General features: G+C 69.0%; 21 protein-coding genes. 6 read left to right on the top strand and 15 right to left on the bottom strand.

Annotated elements, in window-relative coordinates:
* Positions 1–4: 4 nt before the first annotated feature.
* Positions 5–1,261: an urea ABC transporter substrate-binding protein gene (gene urtA, locus ACWEPG_RS26025; protein ID WP_450116643.1), complete on the bottom strand. Its 1,257-nt coding sequence runs from the start codon at positions 1,259–1,261 to the stop codon at positions 5–7.
* A gap of 335 nt (positions 1,262–1,596) precedes the next feature.
* A complete protein-coding gene (gene lpdA, locus ACWEPG_RS26020) occupies positions 1,597–3,000 on the bottom strand; it encodes a dihydrolipoyl dehydrogenase (protein ID WP_452595698.1) in 1,404 nt (467 codons plus the stop codon).
* Between the two features lie 461 nt (positions 3,001–3,461).
* Between lpdA and ACWEPG_RS26015 the strand changes: the two genes are divergently transcribed.
* Positions 3,462–4,490 carry an alpha/beta hydrolase gene (locus ACWEPG_RS26015; protein WP_452595697.1) on the top strand — a complete coding sequence of 343 codons (1,029 nt, stop codon included), beginning with the start codon at positions 3,462–3,464 and terminating at the stop codon, positions 4,488–4,490.
* A 78-nt stretch (positions 4,491–4,568) separates the two neighbouring features.
* Here ACWEPG_RS26015 and ACWEPG_RS26010 read toward each other — a convergent pair whose 3' ends face one another.
* The 3 genes from ACWEPG_RS26010 to ACWEPG_RS26000 are packed head-to-tail and all read right to left on the bottom strand — an operon-like array spanning position 4,569 to position 7,106.
* On the bottom strand, positions 4,569–4,703 hold the full coding sequence (locus ACWEPG_RS26010) for a hypothetical protein (protein ID WP_452595696.1): 135 nt from the start codon (positions 4,701–4,703) through the stop codon (positions 4,569–4,571).
* 25 nt (positions 4,704–4,728) lie between these two features.
* Positions 4,729–6,363 carry an acyl-CoA dehydrogenase family protein gene (locus ACWEPG_RS26005; protein ID WP_452595695.1) on the bottom strand — a complete coding sequence of 545 codons (1,635 nt, stop codon included), beginning with the start codon at positions 6,361–6,363 and terminating at the stop codon, positions 4,729–4,731.
* Positions 6,360–7,106, bottom strand: a complete 747-nt coding sequence (locus tag ACWEPG_RS26000; RefSeq protein ID WP_452595694.1) for a PaaX family transcriptional regulator C-terminal domain-containing protein — start codon at positions 7,104–7,106, stop codon at positions 6,360–6,362. Before ACWEPG_RS26000 ends, ACWEPG_RS26005 begins: the two co-directional genes overlap by 4 nt.
* Before the next feature lie 140 nt (positions 7,107–7,246).
* Here ACWEPG_RS26000 and ACWEPG_RS25995 point away from each other — a divergent pair, with 140 nt between their 5' ends.
* On the top strand, positions 7,247–9,286 hold the full coding sequence (locus tag ACWEPG_RS25995) for a prolyl oligopeptidase family serine peptidase (RefSeq protein ID WP_452595693.1): 2,040 nt from the start codon (positions 7,247–7,249) through the stop codon (positions 9,284–9,286).
* A gap of 12 nt (positions 9,287–9,298) precedes the next feature.
* On the opposite strand, the gene ACWEPG_RS25990 is transcribed toward ACWEPG_RS25995, so the two are convergent.
* Together ACWEPG_RS25990 and ACWEPG_RS25985 are read right to left on the bottom strand one after the other, a co-directional pair.
* A complete protein-coding gene (locus ACWEPG_RS25990; RefSeq protein WP_452595692.1) occupies positions 9,299–11,605 on the bottom strand; it encodes a protein kinase domain-containing protein in 2,307 nt (768 codons plus the stop codon).
* A 6-nt stretch (positions 11,606–11,611) separates the two neighbouring features.
* Positions 11,612–12,445, bottom strand: coding sequence for an alpha/beta hydrolase family protein (locus ACWEPG_RS25985; protein WP_450116650.1), 834 nt, complete (start codon positions 12,443–12,445; stop codon positions 11,612–11,614).
* A 45-nt stretch (positions 12,446–12,490) separates the two neighbouring features.
* Here ACWEPG_RS25985 and ACWEPG_RS25980 point away from each other — a divergent pair, with 45 nt between their 5' ends.
* The gene (locus tag ACWEPG_RS25980) at positions 12,491–13,600 is read left to right on the top strand and encodes an N-formylglutamate amidohydrolase (RefSeq protein WP_450116651.1); all 1,110 of its coding nucleotides are present in this window, start codon (positions 12,491–12,493) and stop codon (positions 13,598–13,600) included.
* Positions 13,601–13,662: 62 nt separating this feature from the next.
* Here ACWEPG_RS25980 and ACWEPG_RS25975 read toward each other — a convergent pair whose 3' ends face one another.
* The 8 genes from ACWEPG_RS25975 to ACWEPG_RS25940 all read right to left on the bottom strand — a co-directional run bounded on the left by ACWEPG_RS25975 (position 13,663) and on the right by ACWEPG_RS25940 (position 23,065).
* The gene (locus ACWEPG_RS25975) at positions 13,663–14,997 is read right to left on the bottom strand and encodes an anaerobic C4-dicarboxylate transporter family protein (RefSeq protein ID WP_450116652.1); all 1,335 of its coding nucleotides are present in this window, start codon (positions 14,995–14,997) and stop codon (positions 13,663–13,665) included.
* A gap of 183 nt (positions 14,998–15,180) precedes the next feature.
* On the bottom strand, positions 15,181–16,662 hold the full coding sequence (locus tag ACWEPG_RS25970; protein ID WP_452595702.1) for an HD domain-containing phosphohydrolase: 1,482 nt from the start codon (positions 16,660–16,662) through the stop codon (positions 15,181–15,183).
* A gap of 266 nt (positions 16,663–16,928) precedes the next feature.
* Positions 16,929–17,957: an alpha/beta hydrolase gene (locus tag ACWEPG_RS25965; RefSeq protein WP_452595691.1), complete on the bottom strand. Its 1,029-nt coding sequence runs from the start codon at positions 17,955–17,957 to the stop codon at positions 16,929–16,931.
* A gap of 303 nt (positions 17,958–18,260) precedes the next feature.
* Complete coding sequence (gene groL, locus ACWEPG_RS25960) at positions 18,261–19,886, bottom strand: chaperonin GroEL (protein WP_450116654.1); 1,626 nt, start codon at positions 19,884–19,886, stop codon at positions 18,261–18,263.
* Between the two features lie 332 nt (positions 19,887–20,218).
* Complete coding sequence (locus ACWEPG_RS25955) at positions 20,219–20,740, bottom strand: DUF6764 family protein (protein WP_450116655.1); 522 nt, start codon at positions 20,738–20,740, stop codon at positions 20,219–20,221.
* Positions 20,741–20,894: 154 nt separating this feature from the next.
* The gene (locus ACWEPG_RS25950; RefSeq protein ID WP_450116656.1) at positions 20,895–21,674 is read right to left on the bottom strand and encodes an HAD-IIA family hydrolase; all 780 of its coding nucleotides are present in this window, start codon (positions 21,672–21,674) and stop codon (positions 20,895–20,897) included.
* 48 nt (positions 21,675–21,722) lie between these two features.
* Positions 21,723–22,718, bottom strand: coding sequence for a DUF1648 domain-containing protein (locus tag ACWEPG_RS25945; RefSeq protein ID WP_452595690.1), 996 nt, complete (start codon positions 22,716–22,718; stop codon positions 21,723–21,725).
* Positions 22,715–23,065 (bottom strand): GntR family transcriptional regulator, encoded by a 351-nt coding sequence (locus ACWEPG_RS25940; RefSeq protein ID WP_450116658.1) that lies wholly within the window; start codon positions 23,063–23,065, stop codon positions 22,715–22,717. Before ACWEPG_RS25940 ends, ACWEPG_RS25945 begins: the two co-directional genes overlap by 4 nt.
* Before the next feature lie 444 nt (positions 23,066–23,509).
* Here ACWEPG_RS25940 and ACWEPG_RS25935 point away from each other — a divergent pair, with 444 nt between their 5' ends.
* The 3 genes from ACWEPG_RS25935 to ACWEPG_RS25925 all read left to right on the top strand — a co-directional run bounded on the left by ACWEPG_RS25935 (position 23,510) and on the right by ACWEPG_RS25925 (position 25,680).
* Positions 23,510–23,980 (top strand): SRPBCC family protein, encoded by a 471-nt coding sequence (locus tag ACWEPG_RS25935; RefSeq protein ID WP_450116659.1) that lies wholly within the window; start codon positions 23,510–23,512, stop codon positions 23,978–23,980.
* A gap of 120 nt (positions 23,981–24,100) precedes the next feature.
* Entirely contained in the window at positions 24,101–24,814 is a 714-nt protein-coding gene (locus tag ACWEPG_RS25930) for a phosphatidylserine decarboxylase (RefSeq protein WP_450116660.1), read from the top strand.
* A 14-nt stretch (positions 24,815–24,828) separates the two neighbouring features.
* Complete coding sequence (locus ACWEPG_RS25925) at positions 24,829–25,680, top strand: CDP-alcohol phosphatidyltransferase family protein (protein ID WP_450116661.1); 852 nt, start codon at positions 24,829–24,831, stop codon at positions 25,678–25,680.
* The last annotated feature ends 19 nt before the right edge of the window (positions 25,681–25,699 follow it).

Below are 25,699 nucleotides of genomic sequence, written 5' to 3'. Positions count from 1 at the left end.
GCTGCTACTGCTTGCTCATGCCCTCGGCCCACGGGTACGAGGTGAGGTACGGGTCCGGGGTGATCGGCTGGCCCGAATCCCACACCGTGTAGATCAGTCCGTCACCGCGGATCTCGCCGATCCGCGCGGTCTTGGTGATGTGGTGGTTCGACCCGTCGATGGTGACGGTGCCCTCCGGTGCATCGAAGGTGACGCCGTCCGCGTTGTCCTGAATGTCCTTGACCGCGAACGAGTTCGCCTTCTCCACCGTGTTCTTCCACAGGTAGACCGAGGTGTAGGCGGCTTCCATCGGATCGGAGGTGGGCTTGTTCTGCCCGTACTTCGCCTTGTACGCCTCGACGAAGGTCTTGTTCTCCGGGGTGTCAACGGTCTGGTAGTAGTTCCACGCCGTCAACTGGCCCTCGATGTTCTGCACGCCGATGCCGCCGACCTCCTCCTCGGCGATGGACACCGACACGACCGGCATCTGCTGGGGGGTGAGGCCGACGTTCTTGTACTCGCGGAAGAAGGCGACGTTCGAATCGCCGTTGAGGGTGTTGAACACGGCGTCCGCGTCAGCGGTGCGGACCTTGTTGACGATGGTCGAGAAGTCGGTGGAACCGAGCGGGGTGTAGTCCTCACCCTTGATCTCGATGCCGTTCGCCGCGGCGTAGGCCTTGATGATCCGGTTCGCGGTCTGCGGGAAGACATAGTCGCTACCGACCAGGTAGAGGGACTTGACGCCCTTCTCCTTGAGGTAGTCCAGCGCGGGGATGATCTGCTGGTTCGTCGTCGCCCCGGTGTAGAAGATGTTCTTCGAATCCTCCAGGCCCTCGTACTGCACCGGGTAGTAGAGCAGCGAGTTCTTGTCCTCGAACACCGGCAGCATCGCCTTGCGACTCGAGGACGTCCACCCACCGAAAACCGCTGCGACGCAGTCGCTGCTGATGAGCTTCTCGGCCTTCTCCGCGAACACCGTCGGCTCCGAGGCCCCGTCCTCGCCGACCAGTTGGATCCGCTTGCCGAGCACGCCACCGGAGTTGTTGATCTCCTCGACTGCGAGGGCGATCGAGTCGCGGACGGTGACCTCGGAGATCGCCATCGTGCCGGACAGCGAGTTCAGCGAACCGACCTTGATCGTGTCACCGCTGGTGTCCACGCAGGAGGCGGCGGCGTCGCCGGATGCGGTGTCGGAGGCCTTGCTGCCACAACCGGTCAGGACCAGGCCGAGAGCGGCGACGGCGGCGGGTGCGGCGAGAGTGCGCTTCGAGAGGTGACGCATGTACGGGCCTTTCGGTCGAGGAACGTGCGAGCGGAATGAAGTGCTGGTGAACCCGGTATCCGAACCGCGTATACAGCGCGGTATTCGATGGATGCAGACAGTAGGCGGAAGTTGTTGCGCCAGAATGTCTGTCGATCACCAGTTGATTTCGCACATTGCGTCGACGTGAACAAGCACTCACCACGAGCCCGGCGCGGGCGGGAGAATGAGGCCCGGAACACAAAACGAAGGCGCCCGACCGTGTGGTCGGACGCCCTCGCTGAAGGCACCTGCGGCGCTCGTGCGCGTTTCGCGAGTCCAGAGACTCACAAAGCGCGCACGAGCCGCGGAGCGGCCTAGAAGTTGATCATGTGGCCGGCGAGGCCGTGGATGGCCTCCTGCAGCGCCTCCGACAGGGTCGGGTGGGTGTGGACGTTACGGGCCAGTTCGTTGACGGTCAGGTCCCACTTCTGCGCGAGGGTCAGCTCGGGCAGCAGCTCGGAGACGTCGGGACCGATCAGGTGGCCACCGATGAGCTCACCGTGCGTCTTGTCCGCGATCAGCTTCACGAAGCCGGTCGGATCGCCGAGGCCGTGCGCCTTGCCGTTCGCCATGAACGGGAAGGTCGCGACCTTCACGTCGTAGCCCTCCGCCTTCGCCTGCTCCTCGGTCAGACCGAAGCTGGCGACCTGCGGCTGGCAGAACGTGGCGCGCGGCATCATCCGGTAGTCGCCGAGCTCGAGTGTCTCGGCTCCGCCGATCGTCTCGGCGGCCACGACGCCCTGCGCCTCGGCGACGTGCGCGAGCTGCAGCTTGGCGGTGACGTCACCGATAGCGTAGATGCCGGGGACGTTGGTGCGCATCCGCTCGTCGATCGCGATCGCGCCACGATCGGTGAGGGCGACACCGGTGTTCTCCAGGCCGTAGCCGGTCACGTTCGGCGCGAAGCCGACGGACTGCAGCACCTTGTCGACGACGACCGTCTCGACCGCACCGGACTTGTTGTCCTTGATCGCGACGGTGACCTTGGTGCCGTTGTCCTCGATGGTCTGGACGGCCGCGCCGGTCTTGATGGTGACGCCGAGCTTCTTGTACTGCTTGGCGATCTCCTTGGACACGTCCGCGTCCTCGTTCGGCAGGGCGCGATCGAGGAACTCGACGATCGTGACGTCGACCCCGTAGTTCTTGAGGACGTAGCCGAACTCCATGCCGATGGCGCCCGCGCCGACGATGAGGATGGAACCGGGCAGGTCACGGGTGAGGATCTGCTCCTCGTAGGTGACCACGTTCTTGCTCAGCGAGGTGCCGGGCAGCAGCTTCGTGGTGCTGCCGGTGGCGATGATGACGTTGTCGAACGTGACCGACTCGGTGCCGCCCTTGCTCAGCGCCACGGAGATCGCGTTCGGGCCAGTGAACGTGCCACGGCCGTCGAACTCGTCGATCTTGTTCTTCTTCATCAGGAAGTGGACGCCCTTGACGCGGCCGTCCGCGACCTGGCGGCTGCGGTCGAACGCGGCGCCGAAGTCGAACGACGCCTCCCCCGAGATGCCGAAGGTCTTGGCCTCTTTCGTGAAGATGTGCGCAAGCTCGGCATTGCGGAGAAGGGCCTTGGACGGGATGCAGCCCACGTTCAGGCAGACACCGCCCCAGTACTTCTCTTCGATGATTGCGGTTTTCAGGCCCAGCTGCGCCGCGCGGATGGCTGCGACGTACCCACCGGGACCGGCACCGAGGACAACGACGTCATAGTGTGAGGTCACGGGTACCCAGGGTAGTCCCGCCCGATTTCGACGTCTCGGCACGGTCTGGTTACCCGCAAGTAGGGACACCTCCGACCATCGTCTGCATGTCCTCCGAACAAGCGACATCCCCATGAAAACCTGGTCGACAGCCTCGAGGGGGACGACAATCGAAGGGTGGTCGTGGACTCGTCAGGACCGGGTCCACGGCCACCCCGCGACCGGATCCACGCCGGAGCCCGCGACGAGACTCCCGGATTCCTGCGTGTAGCGACACACACTCGATCGGATGCGTGTCGCGACTCACGGTAAGTTAGATGTTTACCCAAAACAAACAGTGCTCCCATTCGGCCCACTGGGCGACCCTCGTCGATTCGCTGTGCGGTGGCTGAGGACCGGGCGGTCCGGTAAGAAGGAAGTCGACCCCCGAGCCGCCGCTCGCGCCGACGCGCGCCGCTCATCCCCGATCAAAGGTTTCACCGATGCGTCTCCGGACCACCTCCCGCCGCATGTCCGTCGCGGTCGCCGCCGCAGCGCTGGCCGCACTCCCCCTGCTGGCCGCCCCGGTCGTCGCCCAGGCCACCCCCGCGGCGGTGAGCGGCGACTCGTCGTACCTCGAACGCATCGACACGAACTCCGACCGCAAGGTGACCGCGCAGGTGTACTCGGCGGCCATGGACCGGGTGATCCCGGTCGAGGTCATCCGGCCCGCCGACACCAGCGCGCCGCGGCCGACGCTGTACCTGCTCAACGGGGCGGGCGGCGGCGAGGACAGCGCGACCTGGCAGCGGCGGACCGACGTGATGGACTTCTTCGCGGACAAGAACGTCAACGTGGTCACCCCGATCGGCGGCGCGTTCAGCTACTACACCGACTGGGAGAAGGACGATCCGGAACTCGGCCGCAACAAGTGGACGACCTTCCTGACCAAGGAACTGCCCCCGATCATCGACGAGGCCTTCGACACCACCGGCGTCAACTCGATCGCGGGCATCTCGATGGCCGGCACCTCGGTGCTGAACCTGGCGATCGACGCGCCCGGCCTGTACAAGAGCGTCGGCGCCTACAGCGGCTGTGCCGAGACCTCGACGGAAGCGGGCCAGTTCTACATCCGGGCGGTGGTCGAGTCCCGCGGCGGCGGTGACGCGACCAACATGTGGGGCCCGTACGACGGACCCGGCTGGAAGGCGAACGACCCCGTCGTCAACGCCGAGAAGCTGCGCGGACTGCAGCTGTTCGTCTCCGCGTCGAGCGGCCTGCCCGGCGACCACGACAACCTCACCGCCCCCGGGATCGACGGCAACGTCGGCACGCTGGCCAATCAGGTCATCGTCGGCGGGGCCATCGAAGCGGCCGCCAACCAGTGCACCCACAACCTGCAGAACCGCCTGAACGAGCTGCAGATCCCCGCGACCTTCGACTTCCGGCCCGCCGGCACCCACTCGTGGGGCTACTGGCAGGACGACCTGCACGAGTCCTGGCCGATGCTCGCCGCGTCCATCGGACTGTGACACCCGACGCCTGACCGTGGAACGGGCCCCGCACCGATCGGGGACCAGTTCATCGGTGCGGGGCCCGTCGCCCTTCCGCTACGCGACCCGCAGTTGCCGTTCGAGGATCTTGCCGACCGAGTTCCTCGGCAGGGCGTCGACGAACACCGCGTCCTTGACGGACCTGTAGGACGTGAGGTGCTCCCACAGCAACTGCCCCTGTGTGCGTTCCATGGTGCTTCCAGCCTCTTGTCCGTTGTCAGGAGACCGGGACGGGGACGACGCGGTCGATGATCGGGGTCAGGTCCAGACCGGTGGGCAGGGTGCCGTAGACGGTGCCCCAGTCTCCGGCGAGGCGAGTGGCCACGAAGGCGTCGGCGACCGCCGGGTTCCCGGACCGCAGCAGCAGCGAGCCCTGCAGCGCGAGCGCGAGCCGGCCGACCACGATCCGCGAGCGGTACTCGAGATCGCCGAGGTCGGCGAACTGCGCCTTCAGTGCGGCGACACAGGCGTCATACCGGGCGTCCACCCCCGCGGCGGCGCCCAGTTCGTCGAAGAACGCCCCGAGCACCTCCGGCTGCTTGCCCAGCGCGCGCAAGGTGTCCAGGGCGGCAACGTTGCCGCTGCCCTCCCAGATCGACGCGAGCGGAGCTTCCCGGTAGAGACGCGGCATGCCGGACTCCTCGACGAAACCGTTGCCGCCCAGGCATTCCAGTGCCTCCGCGGCGTGGCCCGGTCCGCGTTTGCAGACGTAGTACTTGGACACCGCCAAGCCGAGGCGGCGCAGCAGCGCTGCCCTCTCGTCACCGCGCAGCGCGGCGTCGGTCTGCGACGCCAGCCACAATGCGACCGTCGTGGACGCCTCCGCCTCGACGGCGAGGTCCGCGATCACGTTGCGCATCAACGGCTTGTCGATCAGCCGCGCGCCGAACGCACTGCGGTGCGCGGCGTGGTGGGCGGCCTGCGCGACGGCCTCGCGCATCAGTGTGGCGGTGCCGAGGGTGCAGTCCAGGCGGGTCATGTTGACCATCTCGATGATGGTGCGGACACCACGGCCCTCCTCGCCGAGCCGCCAGCCGATCGCGTTGTCGTACTCGACCTCGCTGCTGGCGTTGGACCTGTTGCCCAGCTTGTCCTTGAGGCGCTGCAACGCAATCGCGTTCATGCTGCCGTCCGGCAGCACCCGCGGCAGCACGAAGCAGGTCAGTCCACTGGGCGCCTGCGCGAGGGTGAGCAGGATGTCCGACATCGGCGCCGAGGTGAACCACTTGTGGCCGACGATCCGGTAACTGCCGTCCTGTTGGGGGGTGGCGGTGGTGGTGTTGGCCCGCACGTCCGAGCCGCCCTGCTTCTCCGTCATCGACATGCCCGCGATCAGGCCCCGCTTGAGCGCGGGCGGCGCGACGGACGGGTCGTACCGGTCATTGCTGAGCAGTGGCTCGAACTCCGCGGACAACTTCTCGTCGGCCCGCAGTGCAGGGACGGCGGCGTAGGTCATCGAGACGGGGCAGCCGTGGCCGGCGTCGGTGGCCTGCCAGGCGGAGAACTTCGCGGCTCGGATCAGGTGCGCGTTGTCCCGCCGGTCGCGCCACGGGGCGCCGTGCAGGCCGAACTCGACCGCGTGCCGCATCAGGTCGTGGTAGGCGGGGTCGTAGTCGACCCGGTCCACCCGGTGGCCGTAGCGGTCGTGGGTCCGCAGGATCGGCGGGTGCGCCTCGGCCCGGTCGCCGAGTTCCTTGGCGTACGCGCTGCCGGCGAGGGTGCCCACCTCGTGCACCTCGGCGAGCGCGTCCGCGGCACCGGCGGCGGTCAGGACCTCGTCGAACAGCGGGTGCCCGGCGGTGTCGTAGTCGATCAGCGGCGGAACCTGATTGGTGACCTCGTGCGTCTTCACGGCTTGTTCTCCACTTCCTCGCGCATGCTCAGCTCGGCGAACTGGGCGCGGTAATCGTCGTAGGCCCAACGCAATTCGTCGGCAGGCCAGTTCTCGGGGAGCAGTTCGTCGGGCAGCGCCGGATCGGTGCGCAGATGCCGCACCGCCGCGGCCGCGGCCATGAACCGCGCCTGGGACTGCTCCGGCACAGACAGCGCGGCCAGGATGACCCGGGCCTCGGCAGACCACGTCTCGAGATCCCACAGCTGCCCGACCAGGGCGTCGGCGTCCTCGGGGACCGTGGCGAACCGGTGCACCTCCTCGAGCGGCGGCAGGTCGTGTCCGGTCAGGTTGGCCGGACGCATCCACACCCCTTCCCGCAGTTCGGCGTAGCGGTGCTCGGCGAGGGTGGTGCGCAACGCACCACGGGCCGCGGCCTCGCGGCCGGACACCACGACGACCACCATGTCCCACCTGCCGTCGAACGGGACGCGCCGCGGGTTGACCAGCGCCTCCTGCAGGGCCTGCCGTTCGAGGTGTCGCGCGCCGAGCAGGTACATCGAGTTCGCCGAGACCAGGTCGCCTGCCGCCACCATCCGGGAGAGCGCCGCACGCGTCGTCGACGGCGCGATCCCGAACAGCTCGCCGGCGCGAATGATCTCCCGCCCCGGCATCCGCGCCGGCCGCGCGCCGAGCAGCAGGCTCAGCACCATCGACCGTGCGGTCATCGGCGGCGTGAGGTCGGCGAGCGTACGAACGGGCATGACACCCTCTCAGCGGGCTGTTGCATATTCTCAACGACTGTCCCAACTGTGTAACACCATGAGTGGCGAATGGGAACCCCTCAGCCGACGCGCGGTCCCCACCTGCACGCGGATGTGCACGTCAGGGGTATCAATGAACAATGGTTTCCGACCCGCACGATCCCCATCTCCGGCTCGAGGACGTCACCGGCGAGAGCGCCCTGGACTGGGTCCGCACCCGGAACGACCGCACCGTCGCGGAATTCGCCGCCGGCGCCGACTTCACCGACCTGCAGGCCCGCATCCGTGCGGTGTTCGACACCGACGCCCGGATCCCGTACGTCCGCCGACGCGGCGCCCACCTGTACAACTACTGGCGCGACGCCGACCACGTACGCGGGTTGTGGCGGCGCACCTCGATGGATTCGTACCGCACCGACTCCCCCGTCTGGGAGGTCCTCGTCGACCTGGACGCGGTCGCCGCCGAGGAGGGCGAGAACTGGGTGTGGTCCGGCGCGCAGGTGCTGCGCACGGAGGGAGAGGACGACCAGACCCGCGCCCTGATCAGCATGTCCCGCGGCGGCGCCGACGCCGTCGTGATCCGCGAATTCGACCTGGTGCGACGCGAATTCGTCCCCATTGCGGACGGCGGGTTCGTGCTGCCGGAGGCCAAGACCGACATCGACTGGATCGACCGCGACACCGTCTACGTCGGCACCGACACCGGGCCGGACGCCCTCACCGACTCCGGCTACCCGCGCATCGCCGTCCGCTGGAGCCGCGGCACCGACGTCCGCGACGCCCCGGTGGTGTTCGAGGGCGAGCACACCGACGTCGCGGTCTCGGCGTGGTACGACCGCACCCCCGGCTTCGAGCGCAGCTTCGCCGAACGGGCCGTCGACTTCTACTCGTCGCAGCGGTACGAGATCACCAGGGACGGCACACTGGTCCGGATCGAGGCACCCGAGGACGCCAGGGTGTCTGCGCACCGCGAGTGGCTGCTGATCCGCACCCGGTCGCCGTGGACGGTGGACGAAACGACACACCCGGCCGGCACCCTGCTCGCCGGCCGCTACGCGGACTACCTCGCCGGTTCCCGGGACCTGACCGTGCTGTTCGCCCCCGACCGGCACACCTCACTCGAGCAGTACGTGTGGACCCGCAACCACCTGCTGCTGGTGACGCTGTCGGACGTGCAGACGCGCATGCGCGTCCTCACACCGGGTCCGGGCGGCTGGACGGACGCCCCGCTGGACGGCATCTCGGAACTCACCTCCACCGACGTGCTGGACGTGGACCCCGTCGAGTCGGACGAGTTCTTCCTCAACTCCAGCGGGTACCTGACCCCCGCGACGTTGCTGCACGGCCATGTCGGCGAGCCGGTGGAGGAACTCAAGCAGGCGCCGTCGTTCTTCGACGCGGAGGGCCTTTCCGTCGCCCAGCACTTCGCGACCTCCGACGACGGCACCGCGATCCCCTATTTCGTGGTCCGCCGCAAGGACGCCGAGCCGGGCCCGACCCTGCTCTACGGGTACGGCGGCTTCGAGAACTCGATGCTGCCCGGCTACAGCGGCGCCCTCGGCCGCGGGTGGCTCGAACGTGGCGGCACCTACGTCGTCGCGAACATCCGCGGCGGCGGCGAGTACGGCCCGGACTGGCACACCCAGGCACTGAAAGCGGGCCGGCACAAGGCGTTCGAGGACTTCGCCGCCATCGCCCGCGACCTCGTCGCGCGCGGCGTCACGACCGCGGCGCAACTCGGCGCACAGGGCGGAAGCAACGGCGGCCTGCTGATGGGTGTCATGCTCACTCGCTACCCGGAACTGTTCGGCGCCATCGTGTGCCAGGTGCCTCTGCTCGACATGCGCCGGTACCACCTGCTGCTGGCCGGCGCGTCGTGGATGGCCGAGTACGGCGACCCCGACGACCCGGACGAGTGGGAGTTCATCTCGGCGTACTCGCCGTACCAGAACGCCGACCCCGACCGCACCTACCCGCCGGTGCTGATCACCACCTCGACCCGAGACGACCGCGTGCACCCCGGTCACGCCCGCAAGATGACCGCCCGACTCGAGGAGCAGGGTCACCGGGTCTGGTACTACGAGAACATCGAGGGCGGACACGGCGGCGCCGCCGACAACGCTCAGCTCGCGTTCAAGTCGGCACTGGCATACGAGTTCCTCTGGCGAACCCTGAGCTGAGCGCGGGCCCGGTCAGCCGTCCGGCGCGCCGAGCGTCACGACCCGGCGCAGGGCCCGCAGGTCCGCCTCGATGCGCCGGAACAGCTGGTAGACCGCGATGAAGCCGACGATGCCGCCCAGGCACAGCGCGCGCACCGTCAGATCAACGTAGCCGGGCCGCTCGGCGCCCGCGAAGCTCAGCCCCGCGACACCGACCAGTGGGACCGACGCGGCGACCGCGAGATAGCGGGTGGCGAGCACCCTCAGTGACCGGAGATCGCGTCCGTCGTCACCGTGGATCTCCCCGTGTGACAGCAGAACCGGATACAGGGAGCGGACCGCGTAGTAGGTGAGGATGAAGAAGGGATAGGCGACCGCGACAGCCCCGCACACGGCCAGCGACGCGATCAGCTGGGTGAAGGTTCGCTGGGGGATCCCCCCGGCCGCGATCTGCAGGCTGATCGGATAGGCGATGCCGGCCACCAACCACAATGCGAAGGCCACGACGACCGCGCGGTGCCCCAGGTTCAGTGTGGCCACCCGTGCCCGTCGAAGCGTCGCGGCGTCGTACGAACGTCCCTGTTGCACACGCCGCGGCACGGTGAGCGCGAGCCGGCACCACCAGAGGATCAGCGCCGCGCCGAGGGGGAACGCCAGGAGGCCGATCACGGTGTGCACCTGCTCGAGGTGAAGCTGCGGCTCCGGGGCGAGCGAGCGGATGATCGTCTCCCGGTTGTAGTAGTAGTTGAATGCGGTCGCGAGCAGGTTGGGGATCCCGATCGCGGCGATCACGATCGGCAGGGCCCACCGCACCAGCATCGACCGTTTGCTTCCCGGCGACGGGTCGACCAGACCGCGGGCGCGCGGATCCAGGCACAGTGCGAACTGCCGGGCCAGCTTCCGTCCACTCGACCACCGACGTTCCGGCTCCGGCTCGAGCGAGGTGAGCAGCACCCGGCGCAGGGCGGGCGGACAGCTCTCGGGCAACCGCGCGGCCGTTTCCTCGTCCACACCGCGCCGGCGCACCTCGAGCGCCGCAGCGGCCGCGTCCTTGCCCGACCCGACGTCCGGAAACGGCCGCTCCCCCGTCAGCAACTCCCAGAGCATGACCCCGAGCGAGTAGATGTCGCTGCGGGTGTCGATCGGGGCGGCCGCCGGTGTGTTCGCCGCCGCCAGCTGTTCGGGCGACATGTAGGCCAGCGATCCGGCCACCGCGGTGGCCGTCCCCGGCACCACCAGGGTGTCGCCGGAACTGACGTTGAAATCGGCGAGCTTCGGGATGCACTCGGCGGTGAGCAGCACGTTGGCGGGTTTGACGTCCCGGTGCAGCACGCCCTGCGAACTCGCGTAGTCGAGGGCCTCCGCGAGCCGCAGCCCGATCCACGCGACCGTCTCCGGCCAGGACAACGCAGCCACCTCCGCGCGCACACTCGACTCGACGGGGCCGCTCACGCCCTTGCGTGCCAGTTCCCGCTCGACGGAGTCGAGCAGCAGCTGCCCGGACCGCAGCTCCGGTGGCGTGTCACGCACCCGGCGGATCAGGTCGAGCAGGGTGCCGCCGGGTACGTACTCCATGAACAGCGCCCGGACCTGGCGGTCTTCGAGCACACGCTGGTCGTAGACCCGGACGATGTACGGGTGATCGAGCTTCGCGAGGGTCTGGGGCTCGGCGCCGACATTGCGTGACAGTTTGAGGGCCACCCAGCGCTGCATGGACGTCTGGCGGGCCAGGAAGACGCGCGCGAACGCTCCGTGCCCCAGCTCGGCGACCAGGTCGAAATCGTCCAGCCGTTCGCCTACCTGCAGGTCCGCTCCGGTGGGCAATGTCGACGAGACGGTCTCCGTACTCGACCGCGGATCGTGTTCGAGCAGCCACACGAAACGCTCGGCCTGTTCCGGGAACTCCTCGACGTAGTCGTCCGCGGCGACGTCGTCACCGCTCAGCCGACGCACGCGGTACTCCTCGTAGATCAGTTCGGGAGGTATCGGTCCCGCGAGCAGTTCCGGAAACTCCACGCAGTAGTCGGCGATCCGTTTCGGCTGGTGAACCCGGATCCATCGATAGGCGAGGTCGACCATGATCAGTTCCACCAGCGCCGTACGCCGGATCGCGTCCGTGTCGGGAAGGTAGTCCCGCAGGTCGCCCGGCGGGGTCGCCCCGCTCTCCCATTCCGCGGCCAGCCGCGCCACCCCGGTGTCGACGACCACGCCGGCACTCGGCCCGCCCGACCGTGTGGTCGACTCCGACCCGCCGGAACCGACGCGAGTCAGCGGGCCGAGTTCGGTGGGCGGGCCGCCTGCCACGGTCGCGTCGTCGGGAAGCTCCGGAGGTGGGTTCACTGCGCCTCAGGTGTGATCGTGCAACCAGTCGGCGATCCGATCGACCGTGCTCGCGCAGTTGCGAATCCAGCCGTTGTGCCCCAGCGAGTCGCTCTGGTGCCAGGTGGTGACCTCGGCGTTCGGGAGCTTGCGGACGAGGTCGCGGATCGCCGGTTTCGGGGCGAGGTCATCGCCCTCGACGGAGATCGAGAGCACCGGCAGGGTCAGCCGTCCGATCCGCTCCTCGTAGTCCATGTCCGCGCCGGTCGGTTCGATCAGACCGGTCCGCGCGAACCGTGACCAGTCGGCGATCAGGACCTTCGACTGCCGACCGAACCCCCCGACGTCGAACCGGTCCCCCGGCCAGAACCCGGCCACGTTCGCGGTCACCGACATCGCCGCCGACCCGACGAGCAGCCCCGCACCCCGCACCACACCGTGTGAACGATGGAACGGCGACCCGGACGCCACGAGGATCAGCCCACCGAGCTCCCCGCGGGCCCGCGCCGCGTACATCACGCCCAGCTGACCTCCCATGCTGTGCCCGAGCAGGTAGGGAGTGCTCTCGTCGAACCGCTCCCGCACCACCTCGAAGACCGCCGGATAGTCCACCGACGCCAGCTCCTGGTAGCCGTAGGCGCTGTCGGGTCCGGGCCGGGGCCTGCTGTCACCCTGACCACGCAATTCCCCGATCGCCGCGTTGAAGCCGCGGTCGACCAGCGCCTGCGCGACGGTGTCGTAGTAGCCGCCCGGCACCCCCAACCCCGGGAAGATCACCACGACGGGCATCGCCTCCCGGCCCGCGAACAGCCGCACCGGCACCTCGGTCCCGTCCGGCATCTGAATCGGAATCGTCTCCACCGTTCAATACTCTCTCCTCGGCACGGAGCCCGATAGTGTTCGGGCATGGCACTCTCAGACCCGTTGCTGATTCCGGCCGGAACCGAGTTCACCCGGGACGACCTGATCTTCTACGCCGACCGCGGCAACCGCAGCCTGGACGAGGCTCTGGCCGAGGCCGACCTGCTCGTGAGCTGCCCGCACTCGGGGTCACTGATCCCCGCCGAACTGGCCGCGTTCCTCGCCCCCGAGTTCACCCGTCGGTTGCAGTTCGACTTCACCGACTGCTCGACCGGCCCGATCGTGCGGCGCTGGGCGGAAATCGACCCGCGGATCGTCTACGTCGAGAACCCGCATCCGCGAATGGTGCGTGACCCCAACCGCGCCAAGCCCGCCGATCTGTACGCGGACCTCAAGGAAGCGTTCGCCCGGGTCCGGGCCGCGGGTCCGTACAACCGGGTCGACCTCACCGGAGTGGATGCAATTCGCCCGGTGACGTTTTCGTTCTTCCCCCTGCTGCTCGAACCCGACAGCGACGCCGGACTCCGGTTCCTCGCGAACACGTTCGCCGAGGTGGCCGCGCGCGGCCTCGAGGTGTACGAGCGGACCCGCGACGAATTGGTCGACCGGATGGTGGATCTCGCGTTCGCCAAGGCGAACGACACCGGGCGGCCGGTGGAGTTCACGACGCTCTCCTTCCACGACACCATGAACACCACCACCACCCGCGAGGGCGCGGTGAACGTCGAACGCGCACCGGCGGATCGACTGCCCGATGTCGTCGCGCTGTCCAATCGCGGTGACCACGACGGTAATCCGCGCGGCGAGAACCCGGTCACGATGGCGCCGGACGCGATTCGCGCATTGGCGGCGGCACACCGCACGGGCTTCGCGGTGGACGACGCCGCGGCGGTGGCACTGAACCAGCCTTACCTTGGCAGCCAGGAGATCATCTCGGCCGGAGGCCGATTCGCCGAACTGGCGCCGCGGGCGGCGGCCGCCGGGGTGACGCTCGGTGCGGTGCAGGCCGAATTCCGTCGAGAGTTCCTGCTCGGCCCGACCCTCACCGCGGAACTGCACGAGCCCGGGGTGGGATGGCCGAAGGCCGATCCGGACCAGGTCGACGCCATCGCCCGGGCATGCAAGGCCAGCTGGGACGCCTACCGCGCCCGCTGATCCGAAGAAGGCGCCGCCGTCCGGATTACCCGACGGCGGCGCGTCTCACGACAGGATCCTGCTCAGCCCAGGATCACGCCCAGCACGGAACCGGCAGCGATCGTGGTGACCGCCAGCACCAGCGTCGGCACGAAGAACGAGTGGTCGACGAGTTTGGTGCCGAGCTTGGTGCTGCCCGACTCGTCGAAGTTCGCGGCAGCGATCTGCGATCCGTTGGTGGGCAGCAGGTAGATTCCGGCGAACGCGCCCGCCCACATGCCGCTGATCAGTCCGGGTGCCAGGCCCGCGGTCAGACCGATCGGCACGATGGTCCGCGTCGCGGTCGACTGGCTGGTCGTGAGCACACAGACCAGGAACACGCCCAGCGCGAAGATCCAGGGCGCGGCCTCCACCCAGTCGCCGACGGTGTCGGTGATCAGGTCGAGGTGCGCGCTGATGAACGTATCCGTCAGCCAGGCCAGGCCGAACAGGGCGATCGCGGAGACCATGCCGGCCTTGAACACCGACATCGTCGGCACATCCGCGACCGGCGGCTTGCTCACCAACAGGATCAGCGTGCCGACGACGAACATGATCATCTCGATGATCGGCGTCATGCCCAAGGGGCTGCCGTCGGCGGCGTCGGGCCGAATTCCCTTGAACAGACCGAAGACCACGATTGCGAGCACGCCGACGAGGAAGATCAGGGCCGCGTTGCGCCCCTGAGTCGTGGACTTCAGTTCCACCTTGCTCATGCCACCCGCCGGGGCCGCGATCTCGCCGGCCGCGATCTTCGCCTGAATCTCCGGGTCCTCGGCGATGGACTTTCCGAGCCGGTTCACCACGAACGAACTGATCACGATGCCGATGATTGCGGCAGGCAAGGTGATCTTGATGATGTCGATCAGTTCGAAGTTGTACGGCTCGACGTCGGTCAGGGTGACCATCGCCGCCATGGCCGCCGAGACCGGGCTGCACGCGAGCGCGACACCGGTCGCAACCACGGACAGCGACAGCGGACGCGACGGGCGAATCCCGTTGCGGTACGAGGCGTCGTAGATGACCGGGAGCAACGGGTACAGGATGTTCGACGTGCCCGCACCGACCGAGAACAGGAACGACACCAGCGGTGCGATGAGGGTGATCTGCTTGGGCCGCTTGGCGATCACGTTCGCCGCGATCGACACCATCCAGTCGATGCCGCCGGCCGCCTGCATCATCGAGGACGCCAGCACCACCGACAGGACGATCAGCAGCGCGTCGACCGGCGGTGCGCCGACGTCCTCACCGAAGATGAAGACCAGTACCGCGACACCGGCACCACCCCACAGGCCGAGCGCGACTCCACTCGACCGGGTGCCCATCACGATCGCGCCGAGCACCACGATCAGTTCGAGCGCGATCACCACACCGTCCACCTGCGTACACCCCGTTCGTCGGCGGGCCCGCCACCGGACCCGACTCGAACCGGATATTACGCACGGCACAGCATTTCGCCGGGGCACCGCGCCGTGGACTTAGCCGGTCAATAGCTGAACGTCACTCCCGCACGCTGCCGGGTGCGGTCGAGCCGAGCACGGCGGGGCTCTGTCGCGGTCCCGTCAGTCCGCCACCAGCGGATACTGCGCCAACCCGTGATCGATCGCGGCCATGCTCGCCTGGGTTCGGTTGCGGACGCCGAGTTTGAGATACACGTGCTCGACGTGGTTGCGCACCGTCTTCTCCGAGATCACCAGTCGGACTGCGATGTCCCGGTTGCTGTGTCCGCGGGCCACCATCCGCAGGACCTGCACCTCACGATCGGTCAGACCGGCCGGCCACACCCGACGGCGCGCGGGGCGGTGCCCGGCGGCCACCAGAACGCCCTCGACCGCTTCCGCGTCCAGCCGTCCCGACCCGGCTCCGCCCCGGAGCAGGTTCGCCGCCTCGGTCGGGGTGTGCGAGGGGCGGTACGGTCGCGGCTCGAGCATCCGCTGGTACGCGTCCGCCACGGCCAGCAACCGATCCGCCGGTGTCAGGTCGGCGGCGGTGGTACCACGCGGAAATCCGCTGCCGTCCAGCCGTTCCCGATGAGCGACCGCCACCGCCACGACATCCTCGAGTCCCCCGACCCGACTGAGGATCCGTCCGGTCAGGTACGGGTACAGGCGCACCCGCTCCCAGTCCGCCGTGGTCAGTGGCGTGGCCTGCTCCCAGATCCGGTTCGAGATCCCCATCCGGCCCAGCCCGTGCACGAGACCCGCGCGATAGACGCGCCGCTGATGCGGCGGCGTCATCCCCAGGATCCGGGCGGCCTCCCGCGCCAACTCCGCCACCGCACGCGAATGCCCCAGCAGAAACGGGCATTTCAGATCGACGAAATCCCCCATCGCACCGAGCAGTACATCGAGTTCGTCCGGACCGAGACGACGGTCCCGGTCCGGTGCTCGATCCAGCGCCGCGGCCCACACGTCGCACTCGAGCAGCCCCGCCACGATGTCACCGACGTCGGCGGCGAACACGTCCACCACCCGCGGCGAGAACTGCCCACCGCGACGGGCGGTGACCACCTGGACCGCGCGGTCCGGACCGCCGGTCCGCAAGTGCACCTCGGCGACATCGGCGACCGCGATCACGCTCGCCGCGAGCGGAATCGACTCGCCACCGACACCGCGGGGCAGCCCGGACCCGTCCCATCGTTCGAAGGTGTACGCGAGCACATCTGCGACCCCGGAGTCCAGCCCCGCCCGTTCGGCGAGCACCCGAGCCGACGTGCAGTGCGACGTGATCAGCTCCGTCAGCCGGGACCGCGCGGTGCGGGCCAGCACCACGGTCCGGAGTCCGCGCCGCCACACGGGATCGTCGGCGCCCGCGTGCCTCAGGATCAACCGGAGCAGTGGCCAGCCGGTCATGTCGATCCCGTAGGTGTCCGCGCGGAACGCGATGTCGTCCCCGACCAGCGCGGTCAGCTCGTGGGAGTCGGCGTGACAGCCGATCCACTCGACCAGGGTGCCGTAATAGACGGCGGCGCGCGCCGTCTCGTCCACCCCGACCCGATCGGCGAGACGGGTCGCGATCAGCGCGGACCGCAACATGTGTTCCATCGGCTGTCCCAGGCCGAGGTCGATGGCGAGCGACAACGCGGCCAGCAGCTCCGGCCGCCGGGGACCGCCGACCGGTGCGTCGAACACCGCATCCGCGCGCACGGGTCCATTGTCGCGTAGGAAACACGGTCACGCGGAAACACGACCACACGGAAACACGACCACACGGAAACACGACGGCGCCGACCCCGCTGAGCGGGATCGGCGCCGTCGGTGGAGCCGGGAACCGGGGACGTGCCCCGGTCAGGAATCCGAAGGTCGAAGCGTCACAGGCCGATGGTGCGTGCGATCCACGGCCACGACTTGTGCAGGTCGTCCTCCCAGTAGCCCCACGAGTGGGTGCCGTTCGGACGGAAGTCGAACGTGGCCGGGATGTTCAGCGAGTTCAGCCGCTTGAACAGGTTGTTCGTGCACAGCAGGGTCGCACCCTCGATGGCCCCGCCGAGCAGGACCTGGTTTGCCAGCGCCGCGGTGCCACCGGTCGCCTCGAGAGTGTCGTGCGCGCCCGGGAGGCCGTTGCCCGAGGACATGTAGATCTCGGTGCCGCGCAGCTTCTCCGCCTGGATGACCGGGTCGTTCTCGATCCACTCCGGGTCGTCCGTGGGCCCCCACATGTTCTCGGTGTCGCCGCCGCCGCGGGACTCGACGACGAGCTTGATGTAGGTCTGGCCCGCCGGGGTGCTGGTCTCGGCGCAGCCGCTGTAGCCGGCGACGCTCTTGTACAGGCCGGGGGCCTTGATGGCCAGGTTCAGCACGCTGGTGCCGGTCATGGAGATCGCGGCGAGGGAGTTGGTGCCGTTGCCCTTGAACGCCGAGTCGATGATCGGCGGGAGCTCCTCGGTGAGGAAGGTCGTCCACTTGTTGCGGCCGAGCTCCGGGTCGTCGTTGCGCCAGTCGGTGTAGTAGCTGAACGCGCCCCCGATCGGGGTGACCACGTTGAGGCTCTTGTCGGAGAAGAACGACGCCATGTCGGTGCGGCGCTGCCAGGTCGCGGAGTCCTCGCCGCCACCGGCACCGTTGAGCAGATACAGCGTCGGCCGCGGCGCACTGGTGTCGGCGGGCAGCTGGATCTTCACCGGGATGAGCTTGTCCATCGACATCGAGTGCACGTAGGCGGTGACCTGACGTCCGCTGCCGTCGACGCGCTCGAGCTTGGATCCGTTCGGTGCCACCGCGTTCGGAACGTCGGCGGCGTTCGCGACGGCGCCGACACCGAGCAGCGGCAGGACGGTCAGCGCCGCCGTCACGGCCGCGATGCGGCCCATGCGACGGGCGGATCCACGAATCTTGGGCATCTTCCCACCTTGATATGTCGTCTGCGTTCGTAAGCTGTGCTTTGTAAAGCTGTGCGTTCGCGTATATATACAGCAGCGTGGCCCCACCGTTACTTCGTGGGGCCTCGAAAGTCGGTACGCCCGGACAGTGTCGCCCAGAGCGCGCGGGTTGTCCAAAGAATGGGCAAACTGCCGAACGGAGTTCACCCGTCCGACCGACATCGACCCCGGCTGTTCACATGGCACGAGGCCGGTCCACCGTGCGGTGGACCGGCCTCGCGTGAGCCGGGTGGGACGATCAGATCGTCCCGCGCGGGGTCGGACTCAGAAGTCCATGCCGCCCATGCCACCGGTCGGGTCGCCCATCGGAGCAGCGGCCTTCTCCGGCTTGTCGGCGACGACAGCCTCAGTGGTCAGGAACAGGGCCGCGATGGACGCCGCGTTCTGCAGCGCCGAGCGGGTGACCTTGACCGGGTCGTTGATGCCCGCGACGAGCAGGTCCTCGTACTCACCGGTGGCGGCGTTCAGGCCGCTGCCGGCGGGAAGGTTGCGAACCTTCTCCGCGACGACGCCGGGCTCGAGGCCGGCGTTGAACGCAATCTGCTTGAGCGGAGCCTCGAGGGCAACCTTGACGATGTTGGCACCGGTGGCCTCGTCGCCCTCCAGCTTCAGGTCGTCCAGGACCGGAGCGGACTGCAGCAGAGCCACGCCACCACCGGCGACGATGCCCTCCTCGACGGCAGCCTTCGCGTTGCGGACGGCGTCCTCGATGCGGTGCTTGCGCTCCTTGAGCTCGACCTCGGTCGCAGCGCCGGCCTTGATGACGGCGACGCCACCGGCCAGCTTGGCCAGGCGCTCCTGCAGCTTCTCACGGTCGTAATCCGAGTCCGACGCCTCGATCTCGGCGCGGATCTGGTTGACGCGACCGGCGATGGCGTCGGCATCGCCGGCACCCTCGACGATGGTGGTCTCGTCCTTGGTGACGACGACCTTGCGGGCGCGGCCGAGCAGCTCGATGCCTGCGGTCTCCAGGGACAGGCCGACCTCTTCGCTGACGACCTCGCCACCGGTGAGGATGGCGATGTCGGCGAGCTGCGCCTTGCGGCGGTCACCGAAGCCCGGAGCCTTGACGGCGACGGACTTGAAGGTGCCGCGGATCTTGTTGACGACCAGGGTCGACAGGGCCTCGCCCTCGACGTCCTCGGCGATGATCAGCAGCGGCTTGCCGGCCTGGATGACCTTCTCCAGCAGCGGCAGCAGGTCCTTGACCGTGGAGATCTTGGAGCTGACGAGCAGGATGTACGGATCCTCGAGGACCGCTTCCTGGCGCTCGGCGTCGGTCGCGAAGTACAGCGAGATGTAGCCCTTGTCGAAGCGCATGCCCTCGGTGAGCTCGAGCTGCAGGCCGAAGGAGTTGGACTCCTCGACGGTGATGACGCCTTCCTTGCCGACCTTGTCCATGGCCTCGGCGATCAGCTCACCGATGGACGAGTCGCCGGCCGAGATACCGGCGGTGGCAGCGATCTGCTCCTTGGTCTCGACCTCCTTGGCGGTGTCGAGCAGCTTGGCGGTGACGGCCTCGACGGCCTTCTCGATGCCGCGCTTGAGACCCAGCGGGTTGGCGCCGGCAGCGACGTTGCGCAGACCCTCGCGGACGAGCGCCTGAGCGAGGACGGTGGCGGTGGTGGTGCCGTCGCCCGCGACGTCGTCGGTCTTCTTGGCGACCTCCTTGACCAGCTCGGCGCCGATCTTCTCGTAGGGGTCCTCGAGCTCGATCTCCTTGGCGATGGACACGCCGTCGTTGGTGATCGTGGGGGCGCCCCACTTCTTCTCGAGCACGACGTTGCGACCCTTGGGTCCCAGCGTCACCTTGACGGCGTCGGCGAGGCTGTTCAGGCCACGCTCGAGGCCGCGACGTGCCTCTTCGTCGAACGCGATGATCTTGGCCATTGCGAAGTGATCCTCCGGATTGGGGGTGACACACAAGGCGACCGCTCGTCGGGTCGCCTCATTGGCGCGCAGGACGACCGCATGCGGTTCGCCCCGTTCACTCGGCCAGGCTCGGTGCCCGCGACGGACGACCAGGGGTGTCGATGGGATCCCAGCCTCACCGTCCCGACCTGGCACTCACGTGTTGCGAGTGCCAAGTGCCTTTTTAGCACTCACAGGGGGTGAGTGCAAGGACTCGCAGGTCCCTGAACGGGCGCGGGGCGCGCCCGCACGAATCCTCTCGGATTCGGCGGACGCGCCCCGGTCGTTCGCACGGATGCGGCCCGATGCGCTCAGCGAATGAGGCAGACCGCGCCGGTGTTGAGGTTGACGGCGAACGAGAGCGGTCCCATGCAGTTCACTCCACCCGACTCCGCGGTGGCGCCCGACCCCCAGCCGGCGAGCGCGAAGGTGGTGTCGCCGTTGTCGGTACGGGCGTGGGCGATCCCGCCGCCGATCGCGTAGGCGTGCGCCTGGCCCGCGACCTTCGACGTGCTGAGCGCGACGCCGAACCCGGTCGCGAACGTGTTCGCGCTGCCGCCCTCGGACACGCTCACGGCGGTGCCGCTGTCCATCGCGCCGGCATTGGCGACGCCGGCGCCGGTGGCCGTCGCACCGCAGCTGGCGTCACCGACGACGCGGATGTCGTTGGCAGAAGGCGGGGAGACGCAGTCCACGCGGGCGGCGGAGGCGACCCCCGCACCGGTGACGGCGAGACCACCGATCACGGCGACACCGGTCGCGATCGACGCGCCGACACGCGCGGCCCGGGTGGCGAACAGGGACAGGGAACGAGGGCGGAACCAAGTGCGCACGAAACTCCTCGAACATGAGGTGGGATGGGATGTGATCGACCGTACCGAACAACCGCCCTCCCGACCCCCAGGTTCGCGGCGGATTCGGCAACCAATTCGGCGGGCCCCGTCAGTGCCGCGTCTCGGCCCCGTCCGGCTTCTCGGCCCGCCGGGGCTACGGATCGAGTTCGTCGAGCAGCCCCGGCAGGTCCGCCACCGAGTCGATCACGTGGTCGGGCCGCCCGGGCGGCGCCTCCAGGATCGCGGGACGAAACTTGCCGGTCCGCACCAGCACCCCCGCGAACCCGACGTACTGGGCGGCGAGCACGTCGTTGACCAGGTCGTCGCCGACCATGACGGCGTGTTCGGGGTCGGTACCCATCACGGCGGCGGCGGTGGTGAAGCCGGTCGGTGCCGGCTTGCCGATCACCGTCACGCGTCCACCTCCCGCGGCCTCGAGCCCCGGCAGATAGGCGCCGGTGTCGATCCGGAGCCCGTCCGCGGTGGCCCACGTCAACCCGCTCTGCATCGCCACGACGGGAATCCCCTGCTGCATCAGTTCCACCACTCGACTCAGGGTGACGTGGTCGAACTCGGGCCCGGCGCTGCCGAGCACCACCACGTCGGGATGCTCGGCGTCGAGAACGATGCCCTGCAGGTCCTTCGTTATGTCGCCGTGGTTGACCACCAGGCACCGCGCGCCCGGATAGGTCGACCGCAGGTATTCGGCGGTCAGCACGGCGGCGGTGACGATCTCACCGGTGTCGACGTCCATCCCGCAGTCCCGCAGCGCCGTGGCGATCTCGCCGCGGGTGCGCGAGGTCGTGTTGGTGAGGAAGGCCCTGGGCAGCGCGCGGTCGCGGACGGCGCGCAGGGCGTCGGCGGCCCCGGGAAGTGCCCGCCACGACGTGACGAGGACCCCGTCGATGTCGAACAGCACGCCGCCGACGCTCACCGACCCAGTATGCGCCCGGACCTCGGGTGTGTCCGGGCGCGACCGGATTCAGACGCGGCCACGGGCGGCGAGGGTGTTGAGCACCGCCGCGGCCTGGTCGGCCCCGTCGACCGTGACGGTGAATCGCGACCCGTCACCACGGGTGACCTCCAGCGCGGGGCCCGGGCGGGCGATCAGTCCGACACCCCGGGGACCGACCCGGTAGCCGTAGCCCCCGAACCCGTTGAGCACCTTGACGGCCACCTCGCGCGCCTCGGCGACCTCGTCGAGAGGGATGTGAACGGGCCTGACCGGGACGACTCCGCGCGCGGACAGCCCGCGCTGGTCGACGACGACCCGGACCGGGGCGAGAACGAGCGCCATCACGGCCCCCGAGATCGCGGCGACCACGAGCAGCAGGATCGCCGAGCCCGCCCCGACCGCCGTCAGTGCGACGACGACCGCGATCGGGAGCACGCCCAGGAGAACGCCGAACCACCGGGGCATCGCCGCCGTTCCCGACCACGCGACCCGTTCTCCCTCCTCGAGCGGGATGCGTGGGGCGTCGGCGCCGGGCGCGGCACTCGCCCGGGCGGGCCCGGGCGCAGGCATGCTCAGGTGGGCGAGCAGGGCCGCGCCCACCCCGATCACCGCGGCGGCGAGGATCCACCAGCCGGGCACGGTGACGGACGAGGCGTCGGAGACGCCGCGCTGCGGGATTGCCAGCAGGACCGGTAGCACCGCGAGGAACGAGCCGGTGCCGGAGGCGAGGGCGACGCCCATCCTGGCGGTCCGCAGGTCACGCCGGGTGATCAGCACCAGGACCGTCACCAGGACCGCGGCGGTCGCGGGACCGAGGAGCACGGTCGCGCGCGCTGCGGCCTGCGAGGCGAAACCGTCGGCACTGCCGCCGAATGTGAAGTGCACGGCCATCGGATCCGGCAGGTCGGCGGCCCAGCCGGCGAACAGCACCAGCGCGAGCGCGGCGAGCGCCACCGGCGCCGACAGCGCCGCGACCAGCGCGCGGGCCCACGACACCTGCGGTGCCAAGGTCTGTTCGGTCATGTCATCTCCTTCTTGACGAGGGTCACCAGTTCCGCCGCACTCAGTCCGAGGCGACGCGCCTCGGCGACGACGTCGAGGACGGCCTCCTGAAGCCGGCTGCGTCCGCCGGCGTCGGCCGCGACCACCGCGCCGCGGCCACGCCGCAGTTCGATCAGTCCCTCGTCACGCAACTGCTGGTAGCCGCGCAGCACCGTGTGCACGTTCAGGTCGAGGGATTCGGCGAGCTCCCGGGCACCGGGTAACCGGTCCCCGGGACCGACGCTGCCGTCGACCAGGGCGCGCCGCACGCTCGCCGCGACCTGTTCGAAGAGTGGCGTCGGCGAGGCGGGGTCGATTCGGATGAGCACGAACACATTCTATTGTTCTAGTTCCATTAGAACAACTTTGCCCGCATGAATGCACCGTTCGAGCCCCCGGAGAACCCGAACGGTGTGCGACGCCGGGACGTCAGCGGGTGAAGTGACCTCGAACCAGGTCGTCGATCTCCCGCGGAGTCAGGAGGCGTTCGAGTCGCTCGCTGGGCCACGCCTCCCGACGCCCCCGACTTCGCGTGGTCGGCAGCAGCGGTACCGGGTTGCGATGGGCGGGACGCAGAACGTCTGGGATCTTCACGACATGCTCCGAATGCGGGAGCCGGCCCGACAGGCGGCCGGCCTTGGTGTGGATAACCTCTTCATCGCCTGCCGGACCCGGCGCATTACACCGCTGTGGTCCACCTTGACGAAGCCGCCGAGTCCGGGAAATCATGCGTAACCGCAAGTACCACCAACATCCACGAACCGGGAGCCCCTGTGACGAACACACTCGAAGCCGACATCGAGATCGACGCCACCGCGGACGCGGTGTGGCGGGTGATCTCCGACCTCGAGCGGATGGGCAAGTGGAGCCCCCAGTGCAAGGTGATGAAGGTCTTCGGTGGCCCGGTCCGGCAGGGCACCCGCACCTTCAACGTCAACAAGAAGGGCCTGCTGGTGTGGCCGACCAGCGCCAAGGTGATCCGATTCGAGCCGGGCAAGGCCATCGCGTGGCGAGTGGCGGAGAACCACACCATCTGGACCTACGAACTCACCCCCACCGAGACCGGCACCCGGGTCACCGAGCGCCGTGAGGCCCCGACCGGAACCACCAAGGTCTCCAGCTTCCTCGTCGACAAGTTCATGGGCGGCACCGCGGACTTCGAGGTCGAGATGATCTCCGGGATGAACCTCACCCTGGCGCGGATCAAGAGCGAAGTGGAGTCCGCGGCCGCGACCGCACGCTGACCACCCCCTGGCACCACTTGGGGGTGGGGCGCGGACGCCGACCTCGGCTAGCCTGTGCAGTGCCCGCGAGCGGCCGTTCCGCCCGCGAACACCCACACGTCGCCAACCGAAGAGGAACCCGTGGCCCGCCGCCCCACCCCCATTGGCACTCCGCAACCGACCGGGCTCGCGCACCTGGTCGACCTGGTCCGGACCACGATTCCGCCACTGCATCCGGCCGGACTGCCGTTCGTCCTGGCCCCGCTGGGTGTGGCCGCTCTCGGCCGGCGTCGGCCCTGGATCCGCCGCACGGGCCTGCTCGCCGCCGGTGCGAGCGCCGCGTTCTTCCGGCACCCGCACCGGGTACCGCCGAACCGGCCGAACGTGGCCGTCTCCCCCGCCGACGGCGAGGTCGCGCTCGTCGACAACGCCGTGCCGCCCGCAGAGCTGAACATGGGCGACCAGCCGGTGCCACGCGTGAGCATCTTCCTGTCCGTGCTCGACGTGCACGTGCAGCGCAGCCCCGTCGCCGGCGAGGTCCTGCAGGTGGTGCACCAGCCGGGCAAGTTCCTGTCCGCCGATCTCGCCGAGGCGAGTGAGGCCAACGAACGCAACTCGATGCTGCTGCGAACCGCCTCCGGCCACGAGATCGCCGTCGTGCAGATCGCCGGCCTGCTTGCCCGGCGCATCGTCTGCGACGCGAAGGTGGGCGACCACCTCCCGATCGGCGACACCTACGGGCTCATCCGCTTCGGTTCCCGTGTCGACACCTACTTTCCGGCGGGCACCACGCTGATGGTGGAGCGGGGGCAGCGCGCAGTGGGCGCCGAGACCGTCCTCGCCCAGCTCCCGTGAGTCCGCGGGAGGTGGTGACGAGCACCCGGCGCGTCGCGACCAGCGGTCTGCTGCTGCTGCCGAGCACCCTGACGATCCTGGCGTTGTGCAGCGGTCTGTCGGCCGTGAAGTTCGCGCTCGAGGCTCAACTGGGCGCGGCGCTGGGGATGATCGGCGTGGCCGCGGTCCTCGACTCGCTCGACGGACGCATCGCCCGCCTGCTGGACGCGACCACGAAGATCGGCGCCGAACTCGACTCGCTCGCCGACGCCATCTCGTTCGGCGTCGCCCCCGCGTTGGTCCTGTACGTGACGCTGCTCGACGGCAGCAACGCCGGGTGGATCGTGGCCTTGGTCTACGCGGTGAGCATCGTGCTGCGCCTGGCCCGGTTCAACACCCTCCTCGACGACGACTCCGCGCCGTCGTACACCAGCGAGTTCTTCGTCGGCGTCCCCGCGCCGGCAGGCGCGCTGATGGTGCTCACCCCGATCGCCGCCTACGAACAGTGGGGTGACGGCTGGTGGTCCTCGTTCTGGGTGGTGTCCGCGTGGACCGTGCTGTCGGCGGCGCTGATCGTCAGCCGCGTTCCGACGCTGGCGATGAAGACGTTCTCGGTGCCCCGCCGGATGGCCGCGGTCCTGCTGGTCGGGGTCGCACTGACGGCCGCCGCGCTGATCACCTATCCGTACGTGCTCCTGATCGTGCTCGTGTTCGCATATCTGGTGCACATTCCGTTCGCGGTCAGGTCCAAGCGGTGGGTCGCCGCCCGGCCGGAGGTGTGGGACGTGAAACCCGCCGAGCGGCGCGCGATCCGGCGGGCGCCCGGCAACGCCCGCACCCAGCGCTCGGCGGAGCGACTCGGGCTCCGCCGGCCTCGATCGCGCTGACATGGGCCTCCGATAATGT

It is taken from the genome of Rhodococcus sp. NPDC004095, from assembly GCF_053604015.1.
Note: the sequence above shows the minus strand (reverse complement) of the source record. Positions and strands in the feature narration are given on the sequence as shown.